The sequence below is a fragment of the Actinokineospora sp. UTMC 2448 genome (assembly GCF_024760565.1).
GTDB lineage: Bacteria > Actinomycetota > Actinomycetes > Mycobacteriales > Pseudonocardiaceae > Actinokineospora > Actinokineospora fastidiosa.
In genome coordinates, this window is the sequence record NZ_CP031087.1 from 6581328 (window position 1) to 6606342 (window position 25015).

Sequence of the window (25015 nt, forward strand, 5' to 3'; positions counted from 1 at the left end):
CGAGTGGGGACGGAACCGCAGAAAGGGAACCGCAGGGAACCAGGACGGAAACGAAATCCGCGATGAGCCGAGGCAGACGCCGAAGCCAGTGCGCTAGCGGGCAAGAAGGGGATGCACGGCGACCACCCACCCAACGCGACACGCCCCACGGGCTCTGTCCGATGGGGTGGACCCGCATTCGTGGGGAGCGAAGCGTCGCTACCCTCGCCCGGGCGCGGACGGCTTCGCCGATCCGCCGCTTCTCCGCGCCCGCGACGCTTCGCTTAGGGGCCCCGCGAATGCGGGTCCACCCCATCGGACCAACAAAGCAAATCGCGTTCTCTAATGGCGTCCCACCAACAATGGCGCCCCACAAACACGCCAAACGCCCGCCACCACAAGGTGACGGGCGAGGCGAGCACAATCAGCGCCGGGCGCGCTTCGTCTTCCGGGGCGGCGGGAGCGCACCCTCCGCACGCAAGCGAGCAGCGTGCTCGGCCAGCGCGTCCACCAGCGCAGGCACGGTCGCGTGCTCAGGCTGCACGTCCACCCGCAGCCCGAACTCCTTCGCCGTCTCCGCCGTCTTCGGGCCGATGCAGGCCACCAGGGTCCGCGCGTGCGGCTTGCCAGCGATGCCGACCAGGTTCCGCACCGTCGACGACGAGGTGAAGCAGACCGCGTCGAAGCCGCCGGTCTTGATCATCTCGCGGGTCTCGGCGGGCGGCGGGGCGGCGCGGACGGTGCGGTAGGCCGTCACGTCGTCGATCTCCCAGCCGCGTTCGCGCAGGCCTGCCGCCAGGGTCTCGGTGGCGATGTCGGCGCGGGGCAGCAGGACGCGCTCCACCGGGTCGAGGATGTCGTCGTACGGCGGGAAGTCGGCCAGCAGGCCCTCGGACGACTGCTCGCCCGACGGCACCAGCTCCGGGTTGATGCCGAAGCCGCGCACGCGCTCCGCGGTCGCCTCGCCGACGCAGGCGATCTTGACGCCGGAGAAGGCGCGGGCGTCCAGGCCGAACTCGGCGAACTTCTCCCACACGGCGCGCACCGCGTTGGTCGAGGTGAACACGACCCACTGGTAGCGGCCGTCCACCAGGCCCTTGACCGCCCGCTCCATCTGGGCGGGCGAGCGCGGCGGCTCCACCGAGATCGTCGGGACCTCCGACGGGATGGCGCCGTGCAGGTGCAGGCGCTCGCTCATCTCCCCGGCCTGGTCCTTCGTCCTCGGCACCAGCACCCGCCAGCCGTACAGCGCGCGGGACTCCCACCAGGACAGCTTCGCGCGCGCGCCGACGACGGCGCCCACGGTCACCACCAGCTGGCCGGACATCTCGCCTGCGTCCGCTGCCAGCGACGCCAGGGTCGTGTCGATCGTGCGCTGGCTGGTCGCCGTGCCCTCCGCGGTGACCGCGACCGGGGTCTGCGCGGCGAGGCCGTGCTCGACCAGCGCCGAGGCGGCCTCGGCCAGGTGCGACGCCGTGGCGTGCAGGACGATCGGGCCGGGCGCGCCTGCCAGGCCCGCCCAGTCGATGTCGCCGCGCACGTCGACCTCGGTGTGCGTGGAGCCGAGCGCGATGCCCGCGTAGGCGGGCACCGCCGTCGCCGGGGAGACCCCGGGCACGACGTCGAAGGCGACGCTGGTCTTGGCCACCGCCTGGGCCTCGGCCACCACCGCGGAATGGGTCAGCGGGTCGCCGGAGACCAGCCGGACGACGACGCGTCCGGCCTTGGCCTCGGCGGCGAGGTCCTTGGCGACGTCGCCGGGGTCGCCCACCGCGGGGCGGACCTCGGCGTCGGCGCGGGTGCAGGCGAGCACGCCCGCGGGTACGTCGGGATCGGTCACCACCAGTTCGGCGCGGTCGAGCAGCTCCCTGGCGCGCACGGTCAGCAGTCCGGCGTCACCGGGTCCGGAGCCCACGAACGCGACGCGGCCGGGGGACTTGCGGGCACGGGTGGTCATGTCAGGCCACTTCCTCATCAACTACTGCTCGGGGCCGGAAAGCACCCCGGCGCCGAGTTCCAGCAGCTCGGCGGCCACCGCGCGGCCGAGCTGGCATGCATCGGTCAGGTCCCCCGTGGCCGAGGCGCGCAGGATGTCCACCGGCCCGGTGATCGGGTCGGTGTCCGGCGCGTGCACGGCGGCGACCCCGCGCAGCGACAGGCGCATGACCACCTTGTCGTCGGCGTCGAGGTCCTCCACCACATCGGCGAGCGCCCCGACGGGCGCGCTGCAGCCTGCCTCGAGCGCGGCCAGCAGCGCGCGCTCCGCGGCCGCGGCCGCCCGCGTCCCCTCGTCGTCCACAGTGGAGCGAAGCAGGTGCTCGGTGTCGACGTCGTCGACCCGGCACTCGATCGCCAGCGCGCCCTGGGCGGGCGCGGGCAGCATCTGGATCGGGTCCAGCGTCTCGGTGATCTCGTCGAGCCTGCCCAGCCGGGCCAGTCCCGCTCGGGCCAGCACGACGGCGTCCAGCTCGCCGTCGCGCACCTTCCTGACCCGGGTGTCCACGTTGCCGCGGATCGGCACGACCGTCAGGCCGAGGCCGAGCGCGTGCAGCTGCGCGGCCCGCCGGGGCGAGCCGGTGCCGACGGTGGAGCCGGGCGGCAGCTCGCCCAGGGTCAGCCCGTCGCGGGCGATGAGCGCGTCGCGCGGGTCCTCCCGCCGCGACACCGCGGCCAGCGAGAGCCTCGGGTCCGGCGTGGTCGGCAGGTCCTTGTAGGAGTGCACGGCCACGTCGACGCTGCCGTCGGCGAGCGCGTCGCGCAGCGCCGAGGTGAACACGCCGATGCCGATCTGGGCGATCGGGGCGTCCGACAGGTCGCCGGGCGTGGCGATGGTGACGATCTCGACCCGCGCGCCCGCCTTCTCCAGGGCGTCGGCGATCGTGCCGGTCTGCGCGACCGCCAGGGCGCTGCCCCGGGTTCCGATGCGAAGTGTCCTCATGATGAGCGGCCGTCCACAGTAGATTCGGCGGCGGTGAGGGCGGCGGGCGCGGCGGGGTCGAGCCCGAACAGCTCGCGCAGCGCGTCGGCGTACCCGGTGCCGTCGGGCCCGGACGCCAGCTCCTTGACCCGCACCGTCGGGGTGTGCAGCAGTTTGTCGACCACCCGGCGCACGGTGCGGGCGAGCTCGCCGCGGACCGTCTCGTCCAGTTCGGGCAGTCGGGTGTCCAGGCGCAGCAGCTCGGCGTCGACGACCTCGGCCGCCCGCCTGCGCAGCGCCGTCACCGTGGGGGTGACCGCGGCCGAGCGCTGCGCGGCCAGGTAGGCGCGCACCTCCTCGGCCACCATCTCGTGGGCCCGGCGGGTGTCCAGGCCGCTGGGCGCCTCGGCCAGCCGCCGCTGCAGGCTCTCCAGGTCGACAAGGCGCACGCCGGGCACGTCGCCGACGCCGTCCTCGACGTCGCGGGGCAGCCCGAGGTCGCACACGACGAGCGGGCGGGTGCGGGGGGCGACGTGGGAGGCGAGCACGACCGCGCCCATGGCCCCGGTGCAGGCGACCACGAGGTCGGCCCGCGCGATCTGGGCGGCGAGGTCGTCCATGCCGACGGCGGAGGCGGGCACGCCCTGCTCGGACAGCGCGGCGGCCAGCCGCATGCCGTTGGCCCGCGTGCGGTTGGCCACGGCGATCGAGCCGATGGCGGCCCGGCGCAGCGCGGCGGCGGCGAGCCCGCCCATGGAGCCCGCGCCGACGATCAGCGCGTGCCGTCCGGCCAGGCCGTCGAGCACGCGGTCGGCGTCGGCCAGCGCCTCGCTGACCACGGACGCGCCCGCGGCGTCGAGGCCGGTGTCGGAGTGCACGCGCTTGCCGATGCGCAGCGCCTGCTGGGTCAGCTCGTGCAGCGCGCGGCCGACGGTCCCGGCCTCGCCCGCCGCCTGGTAGGCCTGCCGGACCTGGCCGAGGATCTGCGCCTCGCCGACGACCATCGAGTCCAGGCCCGCGGCGACGGTGAACAGGTGCTGGGCCGCGGCGGCGGCGTAGTGCACGTACAGGTGGTCGTGCAGGTCGGTGGCGGCGAGCCCGGAGTGCCGGGACAGCACGCCGACGACGTCGGCGAGACCGGCGTGGAACGCCTCGACCACGGCGTAGACCTCGACCCGGTTGCACGTCGAGACCAGCATGGCCTCGGTGACCGCCGGGCACTCGATCAGCTCGCCGAGCAGCTTGGGCACGTCCGGGGCCGACACGGCGACCTGTTCGAGCACGCGCAGGTCCGCGGTCCGGTGCGACATGCCGATGGCGAGGATGCTCACGAGACCACCATCCCATCGACCCGCCCGTTCAGGCTCGCGCTAGCGGGCGCCGGTCCGTCTGCCCTGCGGGCCACGTGGAAGGACAGGACCTGCAGCTCGACGGCGAGGTCGACCTTGCGGACCTCGACGTGGTCGGGCACCTGCAGGACCACCGGGGCGAAGTTGAGGATGCACTGCACGCCCGCGGCGACCAGCCGGTCGCAGACGCCCTGCGCGGCGGGCGGCGGGGTGGCGATGACCCCGATGGAGACCTCGCGCTCGGCGCAGACGCGGGTGATGTCGTCGATGTGGTCGACCGGGATGCCGCCGACCGGGACGCCGATGAGGTCGGCGTCGATGTCGAACAGGGCGCTCACCGGGAAGCCGCGGCCGGGGAAGCCGCCGTAGTTGGCCAGCGCGTGGCCGAGGTTGCCGATGCCGACCACCGCGACGCTGTGCTTGCGGGTCAGGCCGAGGATCCGCTCGATCTCCTCGATGAGCACCGCGACCTCGTAGCCGACGCCCCGGGTGCCGTAGGAGCCGATGTAGGACAGGTCCTTGCGCAGCTTGGCCGAGTTGACCCCGGCGGCCACCGCGAGCTCCTCGCTGGATACCGTGCCCGCGCCCTGCTCCTGCAGCCCGGACAGGACCCGCAGGTAGACGGCGAGCCGGGCGACGGCGGCCTCGGGGATGGCGCGGGCGCGCTCACGGGCCGCGGGCACCTCGGCCACCCTCGGGATGGGCGCGGTGACCTCGGCGGCGTTCGGGGCGGCCGGGCCGACCCCGTTCCGCTGGCCTCGCTGTGCCGCCACGCTGCTACTCCTCGACAGACATGTCACCGGGTTGTCACCACGGTACCGCTTGTGAACGTGTGCACAAAGTCAGTGGTAGAGGGCTTGACACACACCACACTCTGCGCGGCGGGGTGCGACCGGGGCCACTTTCGGCGTGCCGTGGTGCGGACGCGCGGAAGCGGGGCGGGACGTGGGTCCCACCCCGCTTCCGTCGGCGTCCGGTCAGGCCGCCGGGGGCGTCATGACGGTGTCGATCACGAACACGGTGGCGTTCGCGGTCGGGATGTTGCCGCAGAGCACCTTGGCGCCGTTCACGGTCATGGTGTCGCCCTCGCCCTCGATCTTCAGCGCGGGCGCGGAGTCGTTCAGCGACTGCACGGTGCCCGCCTCCCGCAGGCCCTCGGCGTCGTAGCGCTGCGGGACGACGTGGAACTGCAGGATCGGGGCGAGCTGGTCGGGCTTGCCAGCCAGCTCCTGGAACTTCGCGTCGCCGAGCGCGGCGAAGGCCGGGTCGGCCGGGGCGAACACCGTCAGCGCCTCGGCGCTGTTGAGGGTGTCGGCCAGGCCGTCCACGGCGCCGACGGCGGCGACGAGCTTGGTCAGCAGCGGGTTGGTGCTCGCGGCGGTGGCGACCGGCTGCGGGCCCATCGCGTCGAGGCTGCCGGGCTCGCCCTCGGCGGGCAGCTGGGAGCAGGCCGGGCCGAAGGTGTCATCGGGGGTGGTCACGCCCTGGGCCATGGCCTCGGTGGTGGTCGTGGGCGCGGCCATCGTGGTGGTGGTCGGGGCGGCGGTGTCGCCGCCGGTCGAGGGCTCCTCGCTGTTGCTGCACGCGCTGAGCGCGAACGCGGCGGCGGCGACGGCGGCCAGCGCGGGAACCAGCTTGGTGTTCACCAGGGATCACTCCGTTCCGATTGGACTCTCACCGGTACTTCGGAGCCGCCCGCCCGGCGGTTGGGTCCCCGTTCGGGTGAATCAGGAGACGGTGAACAGGATCGAGTGCCACCCGGTCGCGCCGTCGGGGATCGGCGGCACGCGCTCCTCGGCCTGGGTGTGCCCGCTGGCGTCGGTCGCGCGGACCTCGGCGCGGTGGTTGCCCGGCGGCAGGTCGACGACGAGGCGCCACATCCGCCAGGTCTGGTCGTTGACCTCGGCGGCGAGCTCGGCGGCCCGCCACGCGCCGCCGTCGACGCGCACCTCGACCGTCTCGACGCCGACGGTCTGCGCCCACGCGACGCCCGCGATCGTGACCTTCCCGGCAGGCAGGTTCTGGAACGCGCGGGGCGCGTCGATGCGCGACTGCGTCTTGATCGGCGCCTCCTTGGCCCAGCCGCGGTCCTGCCAGTAGAACGTCTTCTCGCCGTCGCGGATCAGCTCCAGGTCGACGACCCACTTCGTCGCCGAGACGTAGCCGTAGAGGCCGGGGACGACCACGCGCGCGGGGAACCCGTGCTCGACCGGCAGCGGCTCGCCGTTCATGCCGATGGCCAGCAGCGCGCCGCGTTCCTCGGACATCATGTCGGCGACGGGCGTTGCCGTGGTCCAACCGTCCACACTGGTCGCGTAGACCTGACCTGCCTCGGGCCGCACCCCGGCCTCCGCCAGCAGCTCCCGCATGGGCACGCCCGTGAAGGCCGCGGTGGAGATCAGGTCGCCGCCGACCTCATTGGACACGCAGGTCATGGTGACGACCCGCTCGACCAGCTCGCGCCCGGCGATGTCGGCGAAGTCCAGCTCCAGCTCGGTGTCCACCAGGCCGTGGATGCGCAGCGCCCAGTCCTCGGCCCTGAGCCGCGGGACGGTCAGCGCGGTGTCGATGCGGTAGAACCGGCTGTTCGGCGTGATGAAGGTGGGCGTGCCCGCCGAGGCGAAGTCGGCGGTCGCGGGCACGGGCGGCGCGGGCCGGTCGGGCACGATCGGGCCGACGGCCCGCCGGGACGCCTCGATGTCGACCCGGGTGCCGAGGACCTGCCCGGCGATGGCCGCCAGGCCGAACCCCGCGGCCACGCCGCCGGAGGTGATGAGGAACCTCCGCCGGTCGAGGGTGGTGTCCACGCCGTCCGCCGCGTCCGTCGCCAGCCGGTGCAGCCACCGGAAGACCGCCGCGCCGACGACGAAGGTCGTCAGCGGCGCGAGCACGGCGAGCTGGCCGAGGTCGGGCCGGAACAGCACGGCCGCCACCGCGACCGCGCCGAGGACGACCGCCACCACGACCCCGGGGACAGCCGAGCGCCGCGACAGCAGCCCGGCGGCGACGGCGAACCCGGCGATCCCGACGGCGATGCCGACGAACAGCAGCTTCTTGTCCCACTCCGGGCCGAACTGCTTGCCGAACTCGGTCAGCCACGGCGGCGACAGGTCCACCATGCTGTTGCTGACGGCCAGGTAGGGCGAGGCGTTGATGCCGACGAACGCGGCCACGAGGTGACCGGCGGCCAGCGCGGCCCCCACGCTCAGCACCCCGATGAGCGCGGCGGTCGGCCTGCGCAGGCGAGTCTCCATACGTCCTATTCGACGCCCGCCCGCCGCCGGGTTGGTAGTTACGGAGCGAGGACGGCGCGCAGCCGGTCCTCCTCGACCCGCCAGTACCCGTGCTCGGCCCCGTCGACCAGGATCACCGGCACCCGGTCGCCGTACTCGGCGCGCAGCTCGGGGTCGCCGTCGACGTCCACGGCGGCCCACTCCACACCCAGTTCGCCGCAGATGCGGGCCACATCGGCCTCGGCCGTCACGCAGGACGGGCACCCGGCCCTGGTCATCACCTCGACACGCACACCGGCAACGCTACCCGCGCAGTCCCGCGCGCCGGAGCTTGCCGGTGACCGAGTGCGGCAGCCCCTCGGCGAACTCGACCACCGCGGGCACCTTGAACCGGGCGAGCCGCTCGGCGCAGTGGGCGCGCACGGCGTCCTCGTCGACCGCCTCGCCGGGGCGCGGCACGACGACGACCTTGACCCGCTCGCCCGCGCGCTCGTCCGGGACGCCCACCGCGGCGACCTCGGCGACCGACGGCAGCTCGGCGACCACCTGCTCCACCTCGTGCGGGTAGACGTTGAAGCCGTTGACGATGATCAGGTCGCCCGCGCGGTCGACCAGGTGCAGGTCGCCGTCGGCGTCGAGGTAGCCGACGTCGCCGGTGCGGAACCAGCCCTCGGCGTCGGGGCCGTGGGCGCCGTCGGGCCAGTAGCCGCTGAACAGGTTGGGGCCCTGCGCGGCGACCAGGCCGGTGTCGGCGTCGTCGGCGTAGTCGACGGCGATGGACTCCTCGTCCGGCGCGCCGCCGATGGGCGTGCCGTCGCTGTCGACCAGCCGGATCCGCACCCCGGGGATGGGCCTGCCGACCGACCCGGGCTTGGCCAGGCCGCCGACCAGCGTGGACGTGAGCACCGGCCCGGTCTCGGTGAGCCCGTAGCCCTCGAAGACCGACAGGCCGGTCTCGGCGCGGAAGAGGGCCAGCGTGCGGGCGTCGAGCGGGGCCGCGCCCGAGGTGCACAGCCGCAGCGTGGCCAGCGCCTCGCCGAGCCGGTCCGCGCCCGCCGCCGTCAGCGCCGTGTACATCGCGGGCACCCCGATGAACACGGTCACGCGGTGGCGCTCGCACAGCTCAAGCACGGGGTCGACGGCGAACCTGTCGACCAGCACGGCCGTGGCGCCGGTCGCGGCGACCTGCCACAGCCCGGACAGCCCGTACGCGTGCGACATGGGGATCGACAGCAGCACGCGGTCGGTGGCGGTGACCGGCGCGGGCCGCAGCCGGGCGAGCTGCGCGGCGTTGGCCAGCAGCGCCCGGTGGGACAGCATCGCCCCGCGCGGCTCGCCGCCGGTGCCGGAGGTGTAGGCGATGACGGCCAGGTCCTCCCCGCCGCCGATCGGCTCGACCGGCTCGACCGGGTCGGCGGAGCCCAGGGCGTGGTCCAGGACGGTCACGCCGGGGAGGTCGCCGAAGCCGAGGGTGGCGCCGCTGTGCGCGATCAGGCGCTCCAGCTCGCGCGGCGCGGCGTCGGTGCCGATGGGCACGGCGACCCCGCCCGCGCGGAGGATCCCGAAGACGGCGACGGCGAACGCCGCGCCCGTCGGCAGCCGCAGGGCCACCCGGTCGCCGGGGCGCAGGCCAGCGTCGAGCAGCCCGCGCGCGCACGCGTCCACCGCAGCGTCCACCTGCCGCCAAGTGAGTGATACCGAGGCCGAGGCATCGATAAGGGCGGCATGAAGAGGTACTTTCGCGCTCGCCTCCGCGACCGGGTCGGCGAGATTGCCGGTGGGCAGTCCATCCATCGTTTCGTCCCTCAGCACGTCATCGAGTCACAAGGAGATCGCGAAAGACGATCACAGTGTGGCACGCGTCACCCGCGTCACGATGAACTGGCTACCGCGTCACAACCCCGAGGCCTCACACTTGTCACACCTACTTAGAAGTAACAACACGTAAGCTCCGAACCCGGACCCCGTCGAGGAGAGTGCGCCTGTCCGATGACCCGCCAGACGCGCCCGTCGCAGGCTTCGGCCGTGCCGCTGGCCCGATCCGCCCCGGATCGGGCCCCTGACGTGCGCGAACCCGAGCCGGAGCAGGGCGACGCCTGGGACCTGGTCCGGGCGGCGCAGGGCGGCGACACGGTCGCCTTCGGCAGCCTCTACGACCGCTACGTCGACATCGTCTTCCGGTACGTGCTGTTCCGCGTGGGCGACCGCGAGCTGGCCGAGGACGTCACCAGCGAGACCTTCTTACGCGCGCTGCGGAGGATCACCAGCGTCAGCTACCAGGGCCGGGACGTGGGCGCGTGGTTCGTGACCATCGCCCGCAACCTCGTGCTCGACCACGTCAAGTCCAGCCGGTTCCGGCTGGAGGTGGCCACCCCGGAGATCCGCGACTCCGAGCGGGTGGAGGCCGGTCCCGAGCAGCAGGTGATGTCCAAGGTCACCCGCGACGCGCTGCTGGCCTGCGTCGACCAGCTCGGCGACGACCAGCGCGAATGCATCGTGCTGCGCTTCCTGCAGGGCCTGACGGTCGCCGAGACCGCCAGGGTGATGAACCGCAACGAGGGCGCGGTGAAGGCGCTGCAGCACCGGGCGGTGCGGCGGCTGGCGCAACTGCTGCCCACCGAGATCAGATAGCGGCGGCCGACCGATACCGTCATCGCCGTAACCCCGGGTGCGCGAAGCTCGTTTTCACTGGGCGGGAACGACACGAGTCGGAGTGGGATGGTGCGGAGCGACGGCAGAGGACAGCGCGAACCGGGCGGTGGCGAGCCGTCCGAGGACGCCGTCCGCGCGCTGCTCGCGGAACTGGCCCCGTTGACCGCGCCCGACGCCGCCGAGCGCTCGCGCATGCGGGACCGGGTCCTCGCTGGCTTAGCCAAGCCCACGCCGTCGCCGCGCGCCCCGTCCCCGCGACCGCCGCGCGCCGGGCGGGCTCCGCGCGGACGCCGCGCAGCAGGGGTCGCCACCCAGCCCGCCGACGAGCCGAGAACGGGATTCGGCGCGCGCGGGCGCTTCGCCGTGGCCGCCGTCGCCGTGCTGGCCCTGGTGTTCTCCCTGGCCGGGATGAGCCTGCTGCTGGCCCGCGACGCCCTGCCCGGCGACCCGCTGTACGGGATCAAGCGCACCGGCGAGGCCGCCTCGCTCGGCCTGACCTTCGGCGACGAGGACCGCGCGTTCAAGCACCTTGAGTTCGCCACCGCCCGGGTCACCGAGCTGGAGACGCTGGCCCGCCGCTACGCCGACCCGGCCGACGCGCCGCTGCGGTCGTACCTGGCGTCGCTGACCGACTTCAACCACGACGCCGCCGCGGGCTCGCGCTCGCTGACCGCGATCGCCGTGGCCGCCGACGGCGCGCTGCTGCGCACCCTGGGCGAGTGGGCGGAGGTCCAGCGCCTGCGGCTGGGCGCGCTGCCGGTGCCCGTCGACGTCGTCGCGCCGCGCGCGGTGTCGATCGCGCTGCTGGAGCGGATCGCCACCAGGGCGGGCGCGCTGTCGGCGCGGATGTCCTGCGCCCAGGTCACCTCCGGCGGCGTCGACGACGTGGGCGCGCTGCCCGCCACCTCGCCGTGCGTGCCCGCGCCGACGCCGGGGACGACCGCCACGACCTCGGCGCCGAGCGCCCCGGCCCCCACCGGCCATCCCGGACGGACCCTCGGCGGGCCGACCACGCCCGGCGGGCCCGAGCCGACGGCTCCCTCCGGGACGATCGCGCCCTCCGCGCCGTCGGTCCCGCTCAGCACGACCCCGGACGGCACGACGACGGTGGACCCCAACCCGCCGCTGCCGCTGCCGACCATCGGCGTCCCGGCGCTGGTGCCCGGGCTGGGGGCGCGGTAGCCCGGTCCACTTCCCCAGCGGGCCTGCCTGCCGAATCGCTACGCTGTTTCCAATTGCCGAGTCTTGGGAACTCGCCGGAGCAGGGAGGCCGCGGTGTCGTCGCTGAGGCGTGGGGAGGAACGCCGGGAGCTGGCGCGGCTGGCCGAGGAGGCGGGCCAGGCCAGCGCGGAGGCGGCGGTCTCGCTGGAGCGGGTCGACACCGTCGACACCCCGATCGACCTCACCGCCGCCGCGTTCTTCGACGTCGACAACACCATGATGATGGGCGCGTCGATCTTCCACTTCGCCCGCGGCCTGGCCGCGCGCAAGTTCTTCACCAACGCCGACCTCGCCCGCTTCGCCTGGCAGCAGATGATGTTCCGGGTCGGCGGCAAGGAGAGCGTCGAGGGCATCCGCAACCACCGCGAGCAGGCGCTGTCCTTTGTGGCCGGACACTCGGTGGCCGAGCTGGCCGAGCTCGGCGAGGAGATCTACGACGAGCTCATGGCCGACCGGATCTGGCCGGGCACCCGGGCGCTGGCCCAGATGCACCTCGACGCGGGCCAGCGGGTCTGGCTGGTCACCGCGACCCCGGTCGAGCTGGCCACGATCATCGCCCGCCGCCTCGGCCTGACCGGCGCGCTGGGCACCGTCGCCGAGAGCGTCGACGGCGTCTTCACCGGCAAGCTCGTCGGCGAGATGCTGCACGGCCCGGCGAAGGCCCACGCGGTCCGCTCCCTGGCCGCGCGGGAGGGGCTGGACCTGCGCCGCTGCACGGCCTACTCCGACTCGGCCAACGACGTGCCGATGCTGTCGGTCGTGGGCACGGCCGTCGCGGTCAACCCCGACGGCGCGCTGCGCGACGCTGCCCGTAAGCGCGGCTGGGAGATCCGCGACTTCCGCACCGGCCGCAAGGCGGCGAAGATCGGCGTCCCGTCGGTCCTCGGCGCCGGGGCGGTGGCGGGCGCGGTGGCCGCTGGCCTGGCGTACCGGCGGCGGACGGCCTGATGGACCAGGCGGCGCTGGCGACCCGGCTGGCGTTCTACCGCGCCGTCACCTGGGGCCTGGCCGTCAGCGGCGACCGCCTGACCCGCCTCACCGCGCCCCCGTGGCGCGCCGACCCGTACCGGACGTACGCGGACCTGCGCTCGGGCCCCGCGGTGTACCGCAGCCGGGCAGGCATGGCGGTGGTCTCGACGCACGAGCTGTGCCACCAGGTCCTGCGTGACCGGCGCTTCGGCGTGCGCACCACCGACGGGACGCTCCCGGAGCCGTTCACCGCGACCCCGCTGCCCACCGACCACCCCGCGACGCCGACGTTCCTGGAGCGCGACCCGCCGGACCACTCCCGCCTGCGCGCCCTGGCCCGTCCCGCGTTCGGCCCCGGCCGCATCGAGGGCTACCGCGCCTCGGTCGTGAAGACGACGACCCGGCTGCTGGACGCGGCCACGGCGAAGCCCCGCTTCGACCTGATCGCCGACTTCGCCGCCCCGCTCCCGATCGCCGTGATCAGCGACCTCATGGGCATCCCGGACGTCGACGCGGCCCGCTTCACCCACTACGGCCGCGTCCTCGGCGGCGCCCTCGACGGCGTCCGGACCCTCCGCCACGCCCGCGCCCTGCGCACGGCCACGTCGTCCCTGCGGGAGATGTTCACCGCCTTGATCGACCGCAGGCGCGAGACCCCGGGCGAGGACGTGATCAGCACCCTCGCCACCGCGGACCTCTCCGCCGACGACCTGATCGCCACCTGCGAACTCCTGCTGATCGCGGGCTTCGAGACGACGACCAACCTGATCGCCAACGCGGCCTGGACCCTGGCCCGCCATCCGGACGTGTGGGAGCGGATGCGCGAGGAGCCGGAAATCACCCCCGCCGTGGTGGAGGAAGTCCTCCGGTACGAGCCCCCGGTCCAGATGACCCAGCGCGTGCCGCATGAGGATGTGGACTTGGCCGGACACCGACTCCGCAAGGACACCTTCGTGGTGGTCCTGATGGCCTCCGCAGGCCGAGACCCGGCCGCCTTCACCAGCCCGGAGACGTTCGACCCCGACCGCACGGACGAGAAGGACCACCTGGCGTTCTCCAGCGGCATCCACTACTGCCTGGGCGCCCCACTGGCCCGGATGGAGGCGGACGTGGCCCTCCGAGCCCTGGCAACCCGCCTACCCAACCTGAAGATCACAGGAAAGCCCAAGTGGCGACCAACCACAGTTATCCGTGGCCTACGCAATCTTCGCTTACAAACCCTGTAAAGCAACGCAACCACCCACACACGCAACACGCGTGACGCTTCTGTCCGATGGAGTGGACTCGCATTCGTGGGGAGCGAAGCGGTGCTACCCTCGCTCGGGCGTGGACGGCTTCGCCGCTCCGCCCTTTGTTCACGCCCGCGCCGCTTCGCTTAGGGGCCCCGCGAATGCGAGTTCACTCCATCGGACACCCCCAAAGCAACTCGCGAACCACCCACGCCCCCGCCTGCCGCCCTACGACGCCTTACTCCTGCCAAGGTGTGCGCCTGGGGCGCGCCAGACCCCAAGATCCGAAGCGCGATGTGATTCTTGGGCGTCCGATGGGGTGAACCCGCATTCGCGGGGCCCCTAAGAAAAGCGGCGCGGCGCGGAAAGAAGGGCGGAGCGGCGAAGCCGTTCCGCGCCGAGCAAGGGTAGCACCGCTTTTCTCCCCACGAATGCGGGTTCACCCCATCGGACATTTGGGTGGGGCGACTTGCGTTGGGCGGGTGGTTGCGCTTCTTTTGAAGATATTTTGAACATATTTTGGACAAATACGCCGCAGCGCCCGTCCCCTGGGGGGCGGGCGCTGCGGTGTGTACTGCTTGTACTGCCTACTTCTTCAGCTTGCGACGCTGGACACGCGTCTTGCGCAGCAGCTTGCGGTGCTTCTTCTTCGACATGCGCTTGCGGCGCTTCTTGATGACTGAGCCCATGGGCGTCCTTAGCTGTCGTCGTGGGTGGAACGGGTGCCGGGCGCTGAAGGTGCGGGCACGTCACCGACGCGCGCCAAGACACCAGGCACAACGGACGTCCAGGGTACCCGGTTGGCCTTGGCGGGCGTCATCCGGCGTCGAAGTAGGCCTTCTCCAGGTAGTCGTGGACCGCCTTCTCCGGCACCCGGAACGACTTGCCGACCCGCACCGCGGGGAGCTCGCCGCCGTGGACCAGGCGGTAGACGGTCATCTTGGAGACCCGCATCATCGTGGCGACCTCGGCCACCGTCAGGAACTGGACCGGCGCGATGGCCGGATCTCGCTTGTTCGCAGACATCATGGTTCACCGCGTCCTTAACCACGCGTCGCGCCGTCGGCTTCCCCACCGGCGGTTTCGACACGCACGTGCTCTCCCGAGGGTAGCGGGACACCTGTGACCAGTGCGACGCCGCGGGCCGCTAAACCCGCAACTTGCAGCCGGTTGGGTCAGTCGGCGTCGTGGGGCTGGCCCAGCTCGCGGGAGCGGTCGCGGGCGGCCTCGATGGCCGCGAGCAGGGCGGCGCGCACGCCGTGGCGCTCCAGCTCGCGGATAGCCATGATCGTGGTCCCCGCTGGCGAGGTGACGGCCTCGCGCAGGGTCACCGGGTGCTCGCCGGTCTCGGCCAGCATCGCGGCCGCGCCGACGGCGGACTGGACGATGAGCTTCTCGGCGACCGCGCGCGGCAGGCCGAGCAGGATGCCCGCGTCGATCATGGCCTCGACCAGGAAGAAGAAGTACGCCGGGCCGGAACCCGACAGCGCGGTGACCGCGTCCTGCTGCGATTCCGGCACCCTGGCGACCTTGCCGACCGCGCTCAGCAGCTCCTCCACGATCGCCAGGTGCTCGGGACCGGCGTGGCGGCCCGGCGAGATGGCGCTCATGGCCTCGCCGACGAGCATCGGCGTGTTGGGCATGACCCGCACCACCGGCACGCCGTGCGGCAGCCTGCGCTCGAACAGGGCCGTCGGCAGGCCAGCGCAGAGCGACACCACGAGGGTCTCCGGGCCCACCACGCCCGCCAGGTCGTCCAGCAGCGGGTCGATGTCCTGCGGCTTGACGGCGACCACCAGCACGTCGGCCGTCTTGGCCGCCGTGGGCACGTCGGCCGAGCGGATGCCGTAGGTGGCGGTCAGCTCGGCGGCGCGCTCGGCGTGGCGTTCGGTGAACAGCAGGTCGTCGGCGCTGCGCCCGGCGTGCAGGAGACCCGAGAGCAGGGCCTCGCCGATCTTTCCCGCGCCGAGCACAGCCACAGTCGTCATGGCGTAAGGCTAATGGCACGGCACGTCGCCGGGCCGTGCCGGTCCCGCGGTCACGCCATGGCCGAAAGCGCCAGCTGACGGGCCTGGCAGACCAGGCGGCCGGTCGCGTCGACGACGGTCGCGTCCGCGTCGAACCACATGCCGTGCACGGCCCGGGACTCGACCTGGATGCGCAGCCAGCCCGGCGCGGGGCGCGAGCGCAGGTGGGCGGTCAGCTGCACGGTCGGCGACCAGCCCAGCCTGCCCAGGTTGAACGTGACCGGCATCGAGATGTCCCCGGCCACCAGCGCGAACAGCGGGTCGGCGTGCTCTCCCCTCGGCCGGGCCCACAGGCGCAGGCGCAACGGGTCGCCGACGTGGCCGTGCAGGAAGCCCGCGCCGTTCGGGTCCAGCCGGACGTCGCAGCCCGCGGTCAGCTTGAACACCGACGCCGAGGGCAGCGTGGCCAGGTCCACCGCGTTGCCGGGCGGCTCGGCCGGCTGGTTCGGCAGGTCGCTCCAGGCCGCCCGCTCGCGCGGGAGCCTGCCCGTGGTCACCATCGCCTCGACGCACGGGCCGCCGCTCTGTTCCAAGTGGACGGAGACGACGGTGGTGCGGCGGCCCGCCTTGCGCACGTCGGTGCGCAGCAGGACCGGGCCGACGCCGGGCGGGCGCAGGAACTGCGCGCTCACCGACAGCGGGTCCACCAGCGGCGCGCCCGCGCTGTGCGCGGCCACCGCCGCCCTGGCCATCAGGGCCAGCAGGAATCCGCCGTGCGGACGCCCCCCAACCGTCCAGGACGCGGGCAGGTCGGCGGTGAACGTGCCGTCCCCTAGCGCCCGCACCCTGGTCGCCGCGGCGAACGCTCCTCCGGCGGGCGCCTGCCCGCCCACCCGCACGTCGCCGGGTCCAGCAGCACTACTCATGGGCCACAGCCTGCCACGCCCAGTGGCCGGGTTTGGCTTTGCAGGGGCCGAAAGCGACCTCAGTTCCGGCTGGCGAGCGCACGCAGGAAGAACATCATGTTCGCGGGCCGCTCGGCCAGCCGCCGCATCAGGTAGCCGTACCACTCGCCGCCGTAGGGCACGTACACCCGCACGGTGTGGCCCAGTTGCGCCAGACGGAGCTGCTCCTCGGGGCGGATGCCGTACAGCATCTGGAACTCGAAGGACCCCGGCTTGCGGCCGTGGGCCTCCGCGCGCTCGGTGATGATCCGCACCATGCGCGGGTCGTGCGTGGCGAACATGGGGTACCCGTCGCCCGACAGCAGGGCGTTGACGCAGCGGACGTAGCTGAGGTCGGTCTCCAGGCCCGCGGCGAACGCGACGGTCTCCGGCTCGGCGTAGGCGCCCTTGCACAGCCGCACCCGCGAGCCCGACGACGCGAGGTCCTGGACGTCGTCGAGGGTCCGGTGCAGGTACGACTGGAGCACCGCGCCCACCCACGGCCACGTGCCGCGCAGCTCGCGGAGGATGCGCAGGGTGGAGTCCGTGGTGGTGTGGTCCTCCATGTCCAGCGTCACCGTCGTCCCGGCCGCCTCGGCGGCGCGGCAGACGCGCTGCGCGTTGGCCAGCGCCAGGTCCTCGTCGAGGAGCTGGCCGACGGCGGAGAGCTTGACGCTGACCTCGGCGCGGTCGCTCAGGCCCTCGGCGTGCAGCCGGGCGAGCAGGTCCTCGTACGCGCGGACGGTGTACTCGGCCAGTGCGGCGTCGGTCGTGTCCTCGCCCAGGTAGTCGAGGGTGACGGCGAGCCCGTCGGCGACGAGGCGCCGGGTCACGGCGACGGCGTCGGCGGTGGTCTCGCCCGCGACGAAGCGGCGCACAACGTCCCGGCTCACGGGCGCGGTGGCGACCGCGTTGCGGATGGCCCCGTTCTTGGCGGCGGCCAGGATGATCGAACGCAAGGGGTTCACGAGCGAAGGGTACGACCACCGCGTTCCCGGTTGCCGATCCCCTATGGGGTCATCCTACGTTTATGGGCCAGATGGACCCGGGCGAAGCGCAGCGCCTCGGCCAGATCCCTGAGCCGTTCGGCCGCCGTGCGGGCCCGTCGGGTGTTCACTTCCAGCACGACCTGCCCGCCGAACCCCGTCGCGGCCAGGGTCTGGAGCACGCGGGCGCACGGCTGGGCGCCGCGCCCGGGCACCAGGTGCTCGTCCTTGGCCACCCCGGTCCCGTCCGCCAGGTGCAGGTGCGTCAGGCCCGCGCCCATCCGCTCGGCCAGGCCGACGGCGTCCACCCCAGCGGCGGCGGTGTGCGACAGGTCCAGCGTGTAGTGCCGGTGGCCGACGACGGTGGGGTCGGTGGACGGCCGGAAGGCCGACACGACCGCGCGCCCCCTGCGCACCGGGAACATGTTCTCGACCGCGACCGCGATCCCCGTCGCGTCCTCCAGCGACGCCACCAGGTCCGGGAAGGCGTCGGCGTAGCGGCGCTGCCAGCGGAACGGCGGGTGCACCACGACCGTGCGCGCGCCCAGCTCCTGGGCGGCCTCCACCGATCGGCGCAGCCGCGTCTCCGGGTCCGGCGACCACACCCGCTGGGTGATCAGCAGGCACGGCGCGTGCACGGCCAGCACGGGCACCCCGGTGCGGTCGACCTGGCGGCGCAGCGCGGCCACGTCCTGGCTCAGCGGATCGGCCCAGACCATGACCTCGACGCCGTCGTAGCCCAGCTCGGCCGCGGTGGTGAACCCGGTGGCCGCCGACCGCGGCCACACGGACGCGGTCGAGAGCCCGACCGGGATCGGCGTCACTGCCCGATGATCAGCAGCGCGGCCGGGGAGACGGTGACGACCAGCCCCACCAGCACGGCCAGGATCGTGGTGTTGAGGTCGTCGGCGCGGCGGATCTTGCGGACGATGAACACCAGGCCCGCGATGACCAGCACCGCGAGGACCAGCGCCGCCACCGGCTGGAAGCCCCACAGCCAGTTGAAGCCCAGCCACACCGCCGCGCCGCCCACCACGCCCAGCGCGAGCTGGCCGATCATCGTCAGCCACGCCTTGGCGGGCGAGACCTCCTCGTCGGGCTCGGCGTCCTCGGTGAGGCCGTCGAGGTCGGAGAAGCCGTCCAGCTCCTCATCCTCGACCGGGGAGTCCAGGTCGTCGTGGGCGGTGTAGCCGTCGAAGCGGCGGGCGGCCTTGTCGTCGAAGGCGTCGTGCTCCTCGAGGAACTCCGGCGGCGGGGCCTGCGGATCGATCTCGGTCTGCGCGGAGTCGCCGGGGAAGTCCCCCGGCCGCACGGGCCGGTTGACCTCGGTCGGCTGCGCGATCGGCGGCACCGGCGCTGGCGGCTTCGGCAGCTGCTGCGACGGCTGCGGGAACGGCTTGGCCAGCTGCTGCGACGGCTGCGGGCCCGGGAGCGGCTGGGCGGGCAGCGGGAGCTGCTGCGACGGCTGCGGCAGCGGGAGCTGCTGGGAGGGCTGCGGCAGGGGCGGCTGCTGCGACGGCTGCGGCTTCGGCAGCGGCTGGGACGGCTGCTTGGGCTTGGGCAGCGGCTGCGAGGGCTGCGGCGGGATCGGCTTGGGCGCCCGCTGCGGCATGCGCGAGGTGCCCGGCGCGCGCCGGGGCAGCGACGGGCCCCGGCCGTTGGGCGGCAGGTCGGCCTGCGGCTCCTCGTCGAGGTCGTCGAGCGCGGGGATGGCCCGCTGGGTGCCCTCCAGCGCCGCGGCGATGCGGCGCGGCGGCCCGGCGGGCGGCTCCGGGCGCGCGGGCGGCTCGGGGCGGCGCTCCGGGGGCAGCGGGCGCGGCGCGGCCTCGGCCGCGGGCTCGTCGGGCTGCCTGCGGCGGCGCGCCGACGGCGGCACCCTGGGCAGCTGCTCGGTCATCGGCTCGGGCGGGTCGTGCCGGGGGCCGCGGCGCGGCGGCTGCTCGGCCGACGGCGGCTGCGGCTGTGCGGGCGGCGGCTGCGGCGCGGGCGGCTGCGCGGGCGGCGGGGCGGCCCGGCGGCCCGCCCGGCCCTGGCGGTGCGACGTGCGGGCGGGCGGCTCCTGGTCCTCCCGGATGACCGGCAGCTCGCCGCTGTCGGACATGACGCGCTCGATGATCGCCTGGGGGGCGGTATCCGACACGTCGTCCGGCCTGCGGCGTCGCCGCCTGGGCGCGCCGCCTTCCGAGCTGTTGCCGTATTTGGCCAACAGCTCGGCCACGGTGCGCTGCTGCGTGCGCTCCGACCCGCCTTCGTGACTCATCCACTCCACCGTGCCCCGTGTGGGCCCATCCGTCCAGTGCGCGCACGGCCAACGGACGGCCACGCGCGGGCAGCGGCGAACGCTACTTCACCGCCCATGCCGAGGTGACAGTCTGCTATCCGCCGTTCGTCTGGTCCAGCCGCCTCAGGATGACGCCTTCGCGCAGCGCCCACGGGCCGATTTCCAACTCCGGGAGTGACAACGCTCGCATCGTGGCCTGCGCCACAAGCGCGCCCGCGACGAGCTGATGGGCCCGTGATGGGCTCACCCCCTCCAGTTCGGCCAGGTCAGCGGCGGACATGCGGGACACGAACGCGAGCAGCTGGCGCAGCCCGGCCGCGGTGAGCACCCGGCTCACCCTCGGCCCTGCCGACGACGGCGCCGCCCCGGTCAGCCGGGCCAGCGTCCGGAACGTCTTGGACGTGCCCACCACCCGGTCCGGCGCCCCGTGCTTGGCCAGCTTCCCCGCCACCGGGGCGAGCTGCTCGGCGAGCCACTCCACGGCGGCGTCGATCTCCGCGCGCGGCGGCGGGTCGGCGGTGAACCGGGTGCGCCGCACCCGGCCCGCGCCGACCGGCACCGACAGCGCGGCATCCGGGTCCTCGTCCCGGCCGATGGCCAGCTCCAGCGAGCCGCCGCCGATGTCGAGGACCAGCAGGTTGCCCGCCGACCACCCGTACCAGCGGCGGGCGGCGAGGAAGGTCAGCCGGGCCTCGTCCTCGCCGGAGAGCACCCGCAGCTCGACCCCGGTCTCGGCGGCGACGCGCTCCAGCACGGCCGCGGAGTTCGACGCCTCGCGCACCGCGGAGGTGGCGAACGCCATCAGCTCGGCGCAGCCGAGCCGCGCGGCCGAGTCCTTGGCCGCGGCGACCGTGCGGACCAGCTCGTCCGCCCCCGCCTTCGACAGCTCCCCGCTCCCGGTGATCCGCTCGGCGAGCCGCAGCACGGTCTTCTCCGAGCGCGCGGGCGTGGGGTGCGCGCCGCGGTGGGCGTCCACCACGAGCAGGTGGACGGTGTTGGAGCCGACGTCGAGCACGCCCAGGCGCATCAGGCCTCGAACTTGTAGCCGAGGCCGCGCACGGTCACCAGGTGCCTGGGCGAGGCCGGGTCGGGCTCGATCTTCGAGCGCAGCCGCTTGACGTGGACGTCGAGGGTCTTGGTGTCGCCGACGTAGTCCGCGCCCCACACCCGGTCGATGAGCTGGCCCCTGGTGAGCACCCGGCCCACGTTGCGCAGCAGGTACTCCAGCAGGTCGAACTCCTTCAGCGGCAGCGCGACCTCGGCGCCGTCGACGGTCACCACGTGCCGCTCGACGTCCATGCGCACCGGGCCCGCGGAGAGCACCTGGGGCAGCAGCTCGTCGGCGGCGGCCTCGCCGCCGCGGCGCAGCACCGCGCGCACGCGGGCGATCAGCTCGCGGGCGGAGTACGGCTTGGTCACGTAGTCGTCCGCGCCCAGCTCGAGGCCGACGACCTTGTCGATCTCGCTGTCCCGGGCCGTCACCATGATCACCGGGACGGTGGAGCGCTGGCGCAGGGCCTTGCACACGTCGGTGCCGCTCATGCCGGGCAGCATGAGGTCGAGCAGCACGATGTCCGCGCCGTTGCGGTCGAACTCCTCCAGCGCCTGCTGGCCGGTCGCGGCGACGGCCGCGGTGAAGCCCTCCTTGCGCAGCAGGAAGGCCAGGGGGTCGGCGAAGGACTCCTCGTCCTCGACGATGAGCACTCTCGTCATGCCGTTCCTCCATGGTCGTTGACGTGGCCTTCCGCAGGTGACGGAACTGCCTTCGACGGGACTGCTGCCGAGGACGCCGCCCCGGCACGGACGGGCTCGACCCGGGGCTCCAGGCTCGGCGGGTCGAGGTGCGCGGGGATGCGCAGCGTGAAGGTCGACCCGAGGCCGGGCTTGCTCCACAGGGTCACCTCGCCGCCGTGGTTGGCGGCGACGTGCTTGACGATGGCCAGCCCGAGGCCGGTCCCGCCGGTGGCCCGCGACCGGGCCTTGTCCACCCGGTAGAACCGCTCGAAGACGCGCTGCTGCTCGTCCTCGGCGATGCCGATGCCGCGGTCGGTCACCGAGATCTCGACGAACCCGTCGACCCGCTGCCTGCTCACCGACACCGGGCTGCCCGGCGGGGAGTAGGCGAGGGCGTTGTCGAGCAGGTTGGACAGCGCGGTCACCAGCAGGGTCCGGTCACCGTCGACCAGCAGGCCGGACTCGGCGTCGGTGGCGATGTCGATCCCGGTGGAGTCCATGGCCAGCCGGGCCCGGCCCAGCGCCTCGCGGACCACGGCGTCGACCTCGACGGCGTGCATCTCGGGCAGCCGCTCGGCGCCCTGCAGCCGCGACAGCGCGATCAGCTCGGTGACGAGCTTGCCGAGCCGGTTGGCCTCGTGCAGGACCTTGGTGGTGAACCGGCGGACCTCGTCGGGGTCGTCGGCGGCGTCGAGCACGGCCTCGGCCAGCAGCGCCATCGCGCCGACCGGGGTCTTGAGCTCGTGGCTGACGTTGGCGACGAAGTCGCGCCGGGTGGCCTCCAGCCGCACGGCCTCGGACTGGTCGTCGGTCTCCACGACGGTGAACCCGTCGCCGAGCGGGCGGACCTCGCCGAGCACGGCCTCGGGGGTGCGGCCCCCGCGCGACTCCAGCGGCGAGAGGTCCACCTCCACGAGCTGGTTGGTCTCGCGGACGACCTCGGCGGCCTTGCGGGCGCGCGCGTCGACCTGGTTGGACCGCACGACGCCGAGCTCCTCGGCGCGCGGGTTGTGGATGACGACGTCGCCGAAGTGGTTGAGCACGACCACGCCCGTCCGGCTGGCCTCGACGATCCGGCCGAGCAGCTCGGAGACGGTCGGGCCGGGGGGCCTGCGTGGGTTGCGGGCCCGGGAGCGGGCGATCGAGAAACCGGCGAACAGGCCGATCAGCAGTGCGCCGATCGACAATGCGAGGCAGACCGGTGCGGTCACGGGGGGATCGTAAGCAGGTGGTGCGGGGTTTGGACCAGTCCGATTGGCGCTTCAGTGACTGTGCTGACACCTACGGGCCACTTGTTCCCCGATCGGACAGGTCGTGTTCACCCATTCGTGGCCTAACCCGACGGGAACGGCAACATCGCGCGCCGTCCCCGTCGGCGGGGTCAGCGGCCCTGGTTGGCGACGGCGGCCGCGGCGGCCTCCGCGGCGGCGGGGTCGAGGTACTCCCCGCCCGCGACCTTCGGCGACAGGTCCTCGCCGAGGTCGTAGCGCAGGGGGATGCCGGTGGGGATGTTCAGCTTGCTGATCGCCTCGTCGGAGATGCCGTCGAGGTGCTTGACCAGCGCGCGCAGCGAGTTGCCGTGCGCTGCGACCAGGACCGTGCGGCCCGCGCGCAGGTCAGGGACGATCTCGGCCTCCCAGTACGGGATCAGCCGGGCCACGACGTCCTTGAGGCACTCGGTCCTGGGCAGGGCGTCACCCAGGTGGGCGTAGCGGGGGTCGCCGTCCTGGGCGTACTCGTCGCCGGGCTCGATCGGCGGCGGCGGGGTGTCGTAGGAGCGGCGCCAGAGCATGAACTGCTCCTCGCCGAACTCCTCCAGGGTCTGCTTCTTGTTCTTGCCCTGCAGCGCGCCGTAGTGCCGCTCGTTGAGCCGCCAGTCCCGCTTGACCGGAATCCAGTGCCGATCGGCCGCGTCCAGGGCGTAGTAGGCCGTGGAGATGGCGCGGCGCTGCAGCGAGGTGTGCACGATGTCGGGCAGCACCCCGGTCTCGGTGAGCAGTTCGCCGCCGCGGATGGCCTCGGCGACGCCCTTCTCCGACAGCGGCACGTCCACCCAGCCGGTGAACAGGTTCTTCGCGTTCCACGTGCTCTCGCCGTGGCGGAGCAGCACCAGGGTTCCGATTCCCATGGCAGCCAAGCCTGCCAGATGCCGACCGAGAGCGACCGGCCGCGGAAGTGGCGAACGCCACTCCCGGCGACCACCGCCATCGGCGCGGGCCGTTCACCGGCCGCCGTTGGGCCGAATGGCCCCGAAAAGTGCACTCGCCCCCACTCGGAGTCACTCTTTCGAGCGACTAACGAGTAGCGGCTGAACGACTCCGCCCACCCAGAGATGCGCGACCGCCGGTTTTCGAGACCGAATAGTTACCTACGGAGAGCTATTTTCCCGTTTGGGGTAATCAGCGGCCTTGTGCAGTTGTCCACTGTCTGACAAGTTGGGCCGCAGCCAACCGGGCCGGCTCCCACGCACTCCCTGGCCCGGCAGGCGGCACAGTGCGGTCCGACTCCCCTGCCGGACCGCACCGCCCGCCCGGTCTGCAGGGTGCCCCCCGCCTCGCAGGCCGGCCGGGATCGCCGCGGGGCGGTTCACTGCCGCGACTCCCCCTCGCCGAACCGCCCCGCGCCTCCCGGCTCACTCGGCGGCGTCGGCCACCACGGTCCCGCGCCGCCTGCGCGGTCGCACCCACCGCACCCAGACGCCCGCCAGCACGGCCGCGATCACCACGAGGAACGGCAGCGAGCGGGCCAGCCCGCGCCCGATGGCCGCGATCACGTCGGTGAACGCCGTCCAGCCGTCGCGGAACGCCTCGCCGATGCCTTCCTCATCGCCGTCGTCGTGCACGGCCGCCGTGCTCGACTCGCGCAGGCTGAGGGTGAGGGTGGAGACCGCGACCTGGCCCGACAGCGTCTCGCGCCGCTTCAGCAGCGACTCCAGGTCGGCCTCGCGCTGGGTCAGCTCCGACTCGATGCGCACGATGTCGTCGATGGTCGTCGCCTTGGCGAGCAGTGCGCGCACCCGGTCGACGCTGGCCCGCTGGGTCTCGATGCGGCTCTCGACGTCGACCAGCTGCTCGGTCACGTCCGTCGCCGTCTGCGCGCTGCGGGTGACCGTCCCCAGCTCGGACACCTGGGTCACGACCCGGTCGAGGTGGTCCGACGGCACGTGCAGGGTCATCGTGGCGTGGTTGCCGCTGTGCTCCTGGTCGCCGGTGTAGCCGCCGACGCCCGCCACGAGCTGGCGGGCGCGCGCGACGGCGTCCGACAGCACGGGCACGGTGACGCTCACCGACGCCGTGCGGATCAGCTTGCGCTCGACCCCGGGCTGGTCGATCTGGGGCGCCTCGGCCTTGGCCTCCTCGTCGGTCCCCGCCCCCGAGCCGCCGTCGGAGCGGCTGTCCTCGGCCTGGGTCGGCGCCGACGGCGCGTAGGCGGCCGAGCCGGACGAGTCGGACGCAGTGCAGCCCGCCACGCCGACGGCGGCGAGCAGCAGCACGGCTAACAGCCGGTTCCTGGTCATCGGTGTCCCCTCCTGTGGTGTCAGACCACAGACGGAC

24 protein-coding genes are annotated in these 25015 nt (G+C 73.5%); 4 read left to right on the forward strand and 20 right to left on the reverse strand.

Annotated features, from left to right (window positions below):
• Nucleotides 1-403: 403 nt before the first annotated feature.
• The 8 genes from Actkin_RS30405 to Actkin_RS30440 all read right to left on the reverse strand — a co-directional run bounded on the left by Actkin_RS30405 (nucleotide 404) and on the right by Actkin_RS30440 (nucleotide 9272).
• Nucleotides 404-1936 (reverse strand): bifunctional uroporphyrinogen-III C-methyltransferase/uroporphyrinogen-III synthase, encoded by a 1533-nt coding sequence (locus Actkin_RS30405; RefSeq protein ID WP_189209383.1) that lies wholly within the window; start codon nucleotides 1934-1936, stop codon nucleotides 404-406.
• 21 nt (nucleotides 1937-1957) lie between these two features.
• Nucleotides 1958-2920 (reverse strand): hydroxymethylbilane synthase, encoded by a 963-nt coding sequence (gene hemC, locus Actkin_RS30410; protein WP_189210108.1) that lies wholly within the window; start codon nucleotides 2918-2920, stop codon nucleotides 1958-1960.
• Nucleotides 2914-4227, reverse strand: coding sequence for a glutamyl-tRNA reductase (locus tag Actkin_RS30415; RefSeq protein ID WP_258905135.1), 1314 nt, complete (start codon nucleotides 4225-4227; stop codon nucleotides 2914-2916). The genes hemC and Actkin_RS30415 overlap by 7 nt, the downstream gene beginning before the upstream one ends.
• The gene (locus tag Actkin_RS30420; RefSeq protein ID WP_189209381.1) at nucleotides 4224-5018 is read right to left on the reverse strand and encodes a redox-sensing transcriptional repressor Rex; all 795 of its coding nucleotides are present in this window, start codon (nucleotides 5016-5018) and stop codon (nucleotides 4224-4226) included. Before Actkin_RS30420 ends, Actkin_RS30415 begins: the two co-directional genes overlap by 4 nt.
• Nucleotides 5019-5222: 204 nt before the next feature.
• The gene (locus Actkin_RS30425) at nucleotides 5223-5891 is read right to left on the reverse strand and encodes a fasciclin domain-containing protein (RefSeq protein WP_258905136.1); all 669 of its coding nucleotides are present in this window, start codon (nucleotides 5889-5891) and stop codon (nucleotides 5223-5225) included.
• Between the two features lie 81 nt (nucleotides 5892-5972).
• Nucleotides 5973-7499: a molybdopterin-dependent oxidoreductase gene (locus Actkin_RS30430; RefSeq protein WP_258905137.1), complete on the reverse strand. Its 1527-nt coding sequence runs from the start codon at nucleotides 7497-7499 to the stop codon at nucleotides 5973-5975.
• 38 nt (nucleotides 7500-7537) lie between these two features.
• Entirely contained in the window at nucleotides 7538-7756 is a 219-nt protein-coding gene (locus Actkin_RS30435) for a glutaredoxin family protein (protein WP_189210106.1), read from the reverse strand.
• Nucleotides 7757-7781: 25 nt separating this feature from the next.
• On the reverse strand, nucleotides 7782-9272 hold the full coding sequence (locus Actkin_RS30440) for an AMP-binding protein (protein ID WP_258905138.1): 1491 nt from the start codon (nucleotides 9270-9272) through the stop codon (nucleotides 7782-7784).
• A 195-nt stretch (nucleotides 9273-9467) separates the two neighbouring features.
• Between Actkin_RS30440 and Actkin_RS30445 the strand changes: the two genes are divergently transcribed.
• From Actkin_RS30445 to Actkin_RS30460, 4 genes are all read left to right on the forward strand, one after another.
• Nucleotides 9468-10109 (forward strand): sigma-70 family RNA polymerase sigma factor, encoded by a 642-nt coding sequence (locus tag Actkin_RS30445; protein WP_189209378.1) that lies wholly within the window; start codon nucleotides 9468-9470, stop codon nucleotides 10107-10109.
• Between the two features lie 87 nt (nucleotides 10110-10196).
• Nucleotides 10197-11312, forward strand: a complete 1116-nt coding sequence (locus Actkin_RS30450) for a DUF5667 domain-containing protein (protein ID WP_258905139.1) — start codon at nucleotides 10197-10199, stop codon at nucleotides 11310-11312.
• A gap of 93 nt (nucleotides 11313-11405) precedes the next feature.
• The gene (locus Actkin_RS30455) at nucleotides 11406-12299 is read left to right on the forward strand and encodes an HAD family hydrolase (protein ID WP_189209376.1); all 894 of its coding nucleotides are present in this window, start codon (nucleotides 11406-11408) and stop codon (nucleotides 12297-12299) included.
• The gene (locus Actkin_RS30460) at nucleotides 12299-13546 is read left to right on the forward strand and encodes a cytochrome P450 (protein WP_258905140.1); all 1248 of its coding nucleotides are present in this window, start codon (nucleotides 12299-12301) and stop codon (nucleotides 13544-13546) included. The genes Actkin_RS30455 and Actkin_RS30460 overlap by 1 nt, the downstream gene beginning before the upstream one ends.
• A gap of 590 nt (nucleotides 13547-14136) precedes the next feature.
• Here the strand turns inward: Actkin_RS30460 and Actkin_RS30465 are convergent.
• The 12 genes from Actkin_RS30465 to Actkin_RS30520 all read right to left on the reverse strand — a co-directional run bounded on the left by Actkin_RS30465 (nucleotide 14137) and on the right by Actkin_RS30520 (nucleotide 24978).
• Complete coding sequence (locus Actkin_RS30465) at nucleotides 14137-14238, reverse strand: 30S ribosomal protein bS22 (protein WP_018684825.1); 102 nt, start codon at nucleotides 14236-14238, stop codon at nucleotides 14137-14139.
• 127 nt (nucleotides 14239-14365) lie between these two features.
• Complete coding sequence (locus tag Actkin_RS30470; RefSeq protein WP_189209374.1) at nucleotides 14366-14575, reverse strand: helix-turn-helix domain-containing protein; 210 nt, start codon at nucleotides 14573-14575, stop codon at nucleotides 14366-14368.
• Nucleotides 14576-14724: 149 nt separating this feature from the next.
• Complete coding sequence (proC, locus tag Actkin_RS30475; RefSeq protein ID WP_189209373.1) at nucleotides 14725-15537, reverse strand: pyrroline-5-carboxylate reductase; 813 nt, start codon at nucleotides 15535-15537, stop codon at nucleotides 14725-14727.
• Nucleotides 15538-15587: 50 nt separating this feature from the next.
• The gene (locus tag Actkin_RS30480) at nucleotides 15588-16442 is read right to left on the reverse strand and encodes a thioesterase family protein (RefSeq protein ID WP_189209372.1); all 855 of its coding nucleotides are present in this window, start codon (nucleotides 16440-16442) and stop codon (nucleotides 15588-15590) included.
• Nucleotides 16443-16501: 59 nt separating this feature from the next.
• Nucleotides 16502-17428, reverse strand: a complete 927-nt coding sequence (locus tag Actkin_RS30485) for a proline dehydrogenase family protein (protein ID WP_189209371.1) — start codon at nucleotides 17426-17428, stop codon at nucleotides 16502-16504.
• 41 nt (nucleotides 17429-17469) lie between these two features.
• The gene (locus Actkin_RS30490; protein WP_258905142.1) at nucleotides 17470-18270 is read right to left on the reverse strand and encodes a sugar phosphate isomerase/epimerase family protein; all 801 of its coding nucleotides are present in this window, start codon (nucleotides 18268-18270) and stop codon (nucleotides 17470-17472) included.
• Complete coding sequence (locus Actkin_RS30495; protein WP_189209369.1) at nucleotides 18267-19706, reverse strand: Rv0497 family membrane protein; 1440 nt, start codon at nucleotides 19704-19706, stop codon at nucleotides 18267-18269. Before Actkin_RS30495 ends, Actkin_RS30490 begins: the two co-directional genes overlap by 4 nt.
• Before the next feature lie 115 nt (nucleotides 19707-19821).
• Nucleotides 19822-20754: a Ppx/GppA phosphatase family protein gene (locus Actkin_RS30500; protein WP_258905143.1), complete on the reverse strand. Its 933-nt coding sequence runs from the start codon at nucleotides 20752-20754 to the stop codon at nucleotides 19822-19824.
• Nucleotides 20754-21440, reverse strand: a complete 687-nt coding sequence (locus Actkin_RS30505) for a response regulator (RefSeq protein WP_189209367.1) — start codon at nucleotides 21438-21440, stop codon at nucleotides 20754-20756. Before Actkin_RS30505 ends, Actkin_RS30500 begins: the two co-directional genes overlap by 1 nt.
• Nucleotides 21437-22672 carry a sensor histidine kinase gene (locus Actkin_RS30510; protein WP_309569092.1) on the reverse strand — a complete coding sequence of 412 codons (1236 nt, stop codon included), beginning with the start codon at nucleotides 22670-22672 and terminating at the stop codon, nucleotides 21437-21439. The genes Actkin_RS30505 and Actkin_RS30510 overlap by 4 nt, the downstream gene beginning before the upstream one ends.
• 170 nt (nucleotides 22673-22842) lie before the next feature.
• A complete protein-coding gene (locus Actkin_RS30515; RefSeq protein WP_258905144.1) occupies nucleotides 22843-23589 on the reverse strand; it encodes a phosphoglyceromutase in 747 nt (248 codons plus the stop codon).
• A gap of 504 nt (nucleotides 23590-24093) precedes the next feature.
• Entirely contained in the window at nucleotides 24094-24978 is an 885-nt protein-coding gene (locus Actkin_RS30520) for a DUF4349 domain-containing protein (protein WP_258905145.1), read from the reverse strand.
• Nucleotides 24979-25015: the final 37 nt, after the last annotated feature.

What these genes read in the sequence shown, in the direction of transcription:
- Actkin_RS30405 (WP_189209383.1), bottom strand. Translation starts at nt 1,936, where the DNA reads ATGACCACCCGTGCCCGCAAGTCCCCCGGCCGCGTCGCGTTCGTGGGC.
- Actkin_RS30430 (WP_258905137.1), bottom strand. Translation starts at nt 7,499, where the DNA reads ATGGAGACTCGCCTGCGCAGGCCGACCGCCGCGCTCATCGGGGTGCTG.
- Actkin_RS30435 (WP_189210106.1), bottom strand. Translation starts at nt 7,756, where the DNA reads ATGACCAGGGCCGGGTGCCCGTCCTGCGTGACGGCCGAGGCCGATGTG.
- Actkin_RS30440 (WP_258905138.1), bottom strand. Translation starts at nt 9,272, where the DNA reads ATGGATGGACTGCCCACCGGCAATCTCGCCGACCCGGTCGCGGAGGCG.
- Actkin_RS30445 (WP_189209378.1), top strand. Translation starts at nt 9,468, where the DNA reads ATGACCCGCCAGACGCGCCCGTCGCAGGCTTCGGCCGTGCCGCTGGCC.
- Actkin_RS30450 (WP_258905139.1), top strand. Translation starts at nt 10,197, where the DNA reads ATGGTGCGGAGCGACGGCAGAGGACAGCGCGAACCGGGCGGTGGCGAG.
- Actkin_RS30460 (WP_258905140.1), top strand. Translation starts at nt 12,299, where the DNA reads ATGGACCAGGCGGCGCTGGCGACCCGGCTGGCGTTCTACCGCGCCGTC.
- Actkin_RS30465 (WP_018684825.1), bottom strand. Translation starts at nt 14,238, where the DNA reads ATGGGCTCAGTCATCAAGAAGCGCCGCAAGCGCATGTCGAAGAAGAAG.
- Actkin_RS30470 (WP_189209374.1), bottom strand. Translation starts at nt 14,575, where the DNA reads ATGTCTGCGAACAAGCGAGATCCGGCCATCGCGCCGGTCCAGTTCCTG.
- proC (WP_189209373.1), bottom strand. Translation starts at nt 15,537, where the DNA reads ATGACGACTGTGGCTGTGCTCGGCGCGGGAAAGATCGGCGAGGCCCTG.
- Actkin_RS30480 (WP_189209372.1), bottom strand. Translation starts at nt 16,442, where the DNA reads ATGAGTAGTGCTGCTGGACCCGGCGACGTGCGGGTGGGCGGGCAGGCG.
- Actkin_RS30495 (WP_189209369.1), bottom strand. Translation starts at nt 19,706, where the DNA reads ATGAGTCACGAAGGCGGGTCGGAGCGCACGCAGCAGCGCACCGTGGCC.
- Actkin_RS30500 (WP_258905143.1), bottom strand. Translation starts at nt 20,754, where the DNA reads ATGCGCCTGGGCGTGCTCGACGTCGGCTCCAACACCGTCCACCTGCTC.
- Actkin_RS30505 (WP_189209367.1), bottom strand. Translation starts at nt 21,440, where the DNA reads ATGACGAGAGTGCTCATCGTCGAGGACGAGGAGTCCTTCGCCGACCCC.
- Actkin_RS30515 (WP_258905144.1), bottom strand. Translation starts at nt 23,589, where the DNA reads ATGGGAATCGGAACCCTGGTGCTGCTCCGCCACGGCGAGAGCACGTGG.
- Actkin_RS30520 (WP_258905145.1), bottom strand. Translation starts at nt 24,978, where the DNA reads ATGACCAGGAACCGGCTGTTAGCCGTGCTGCTGCTCGCCGCCGTCGGC.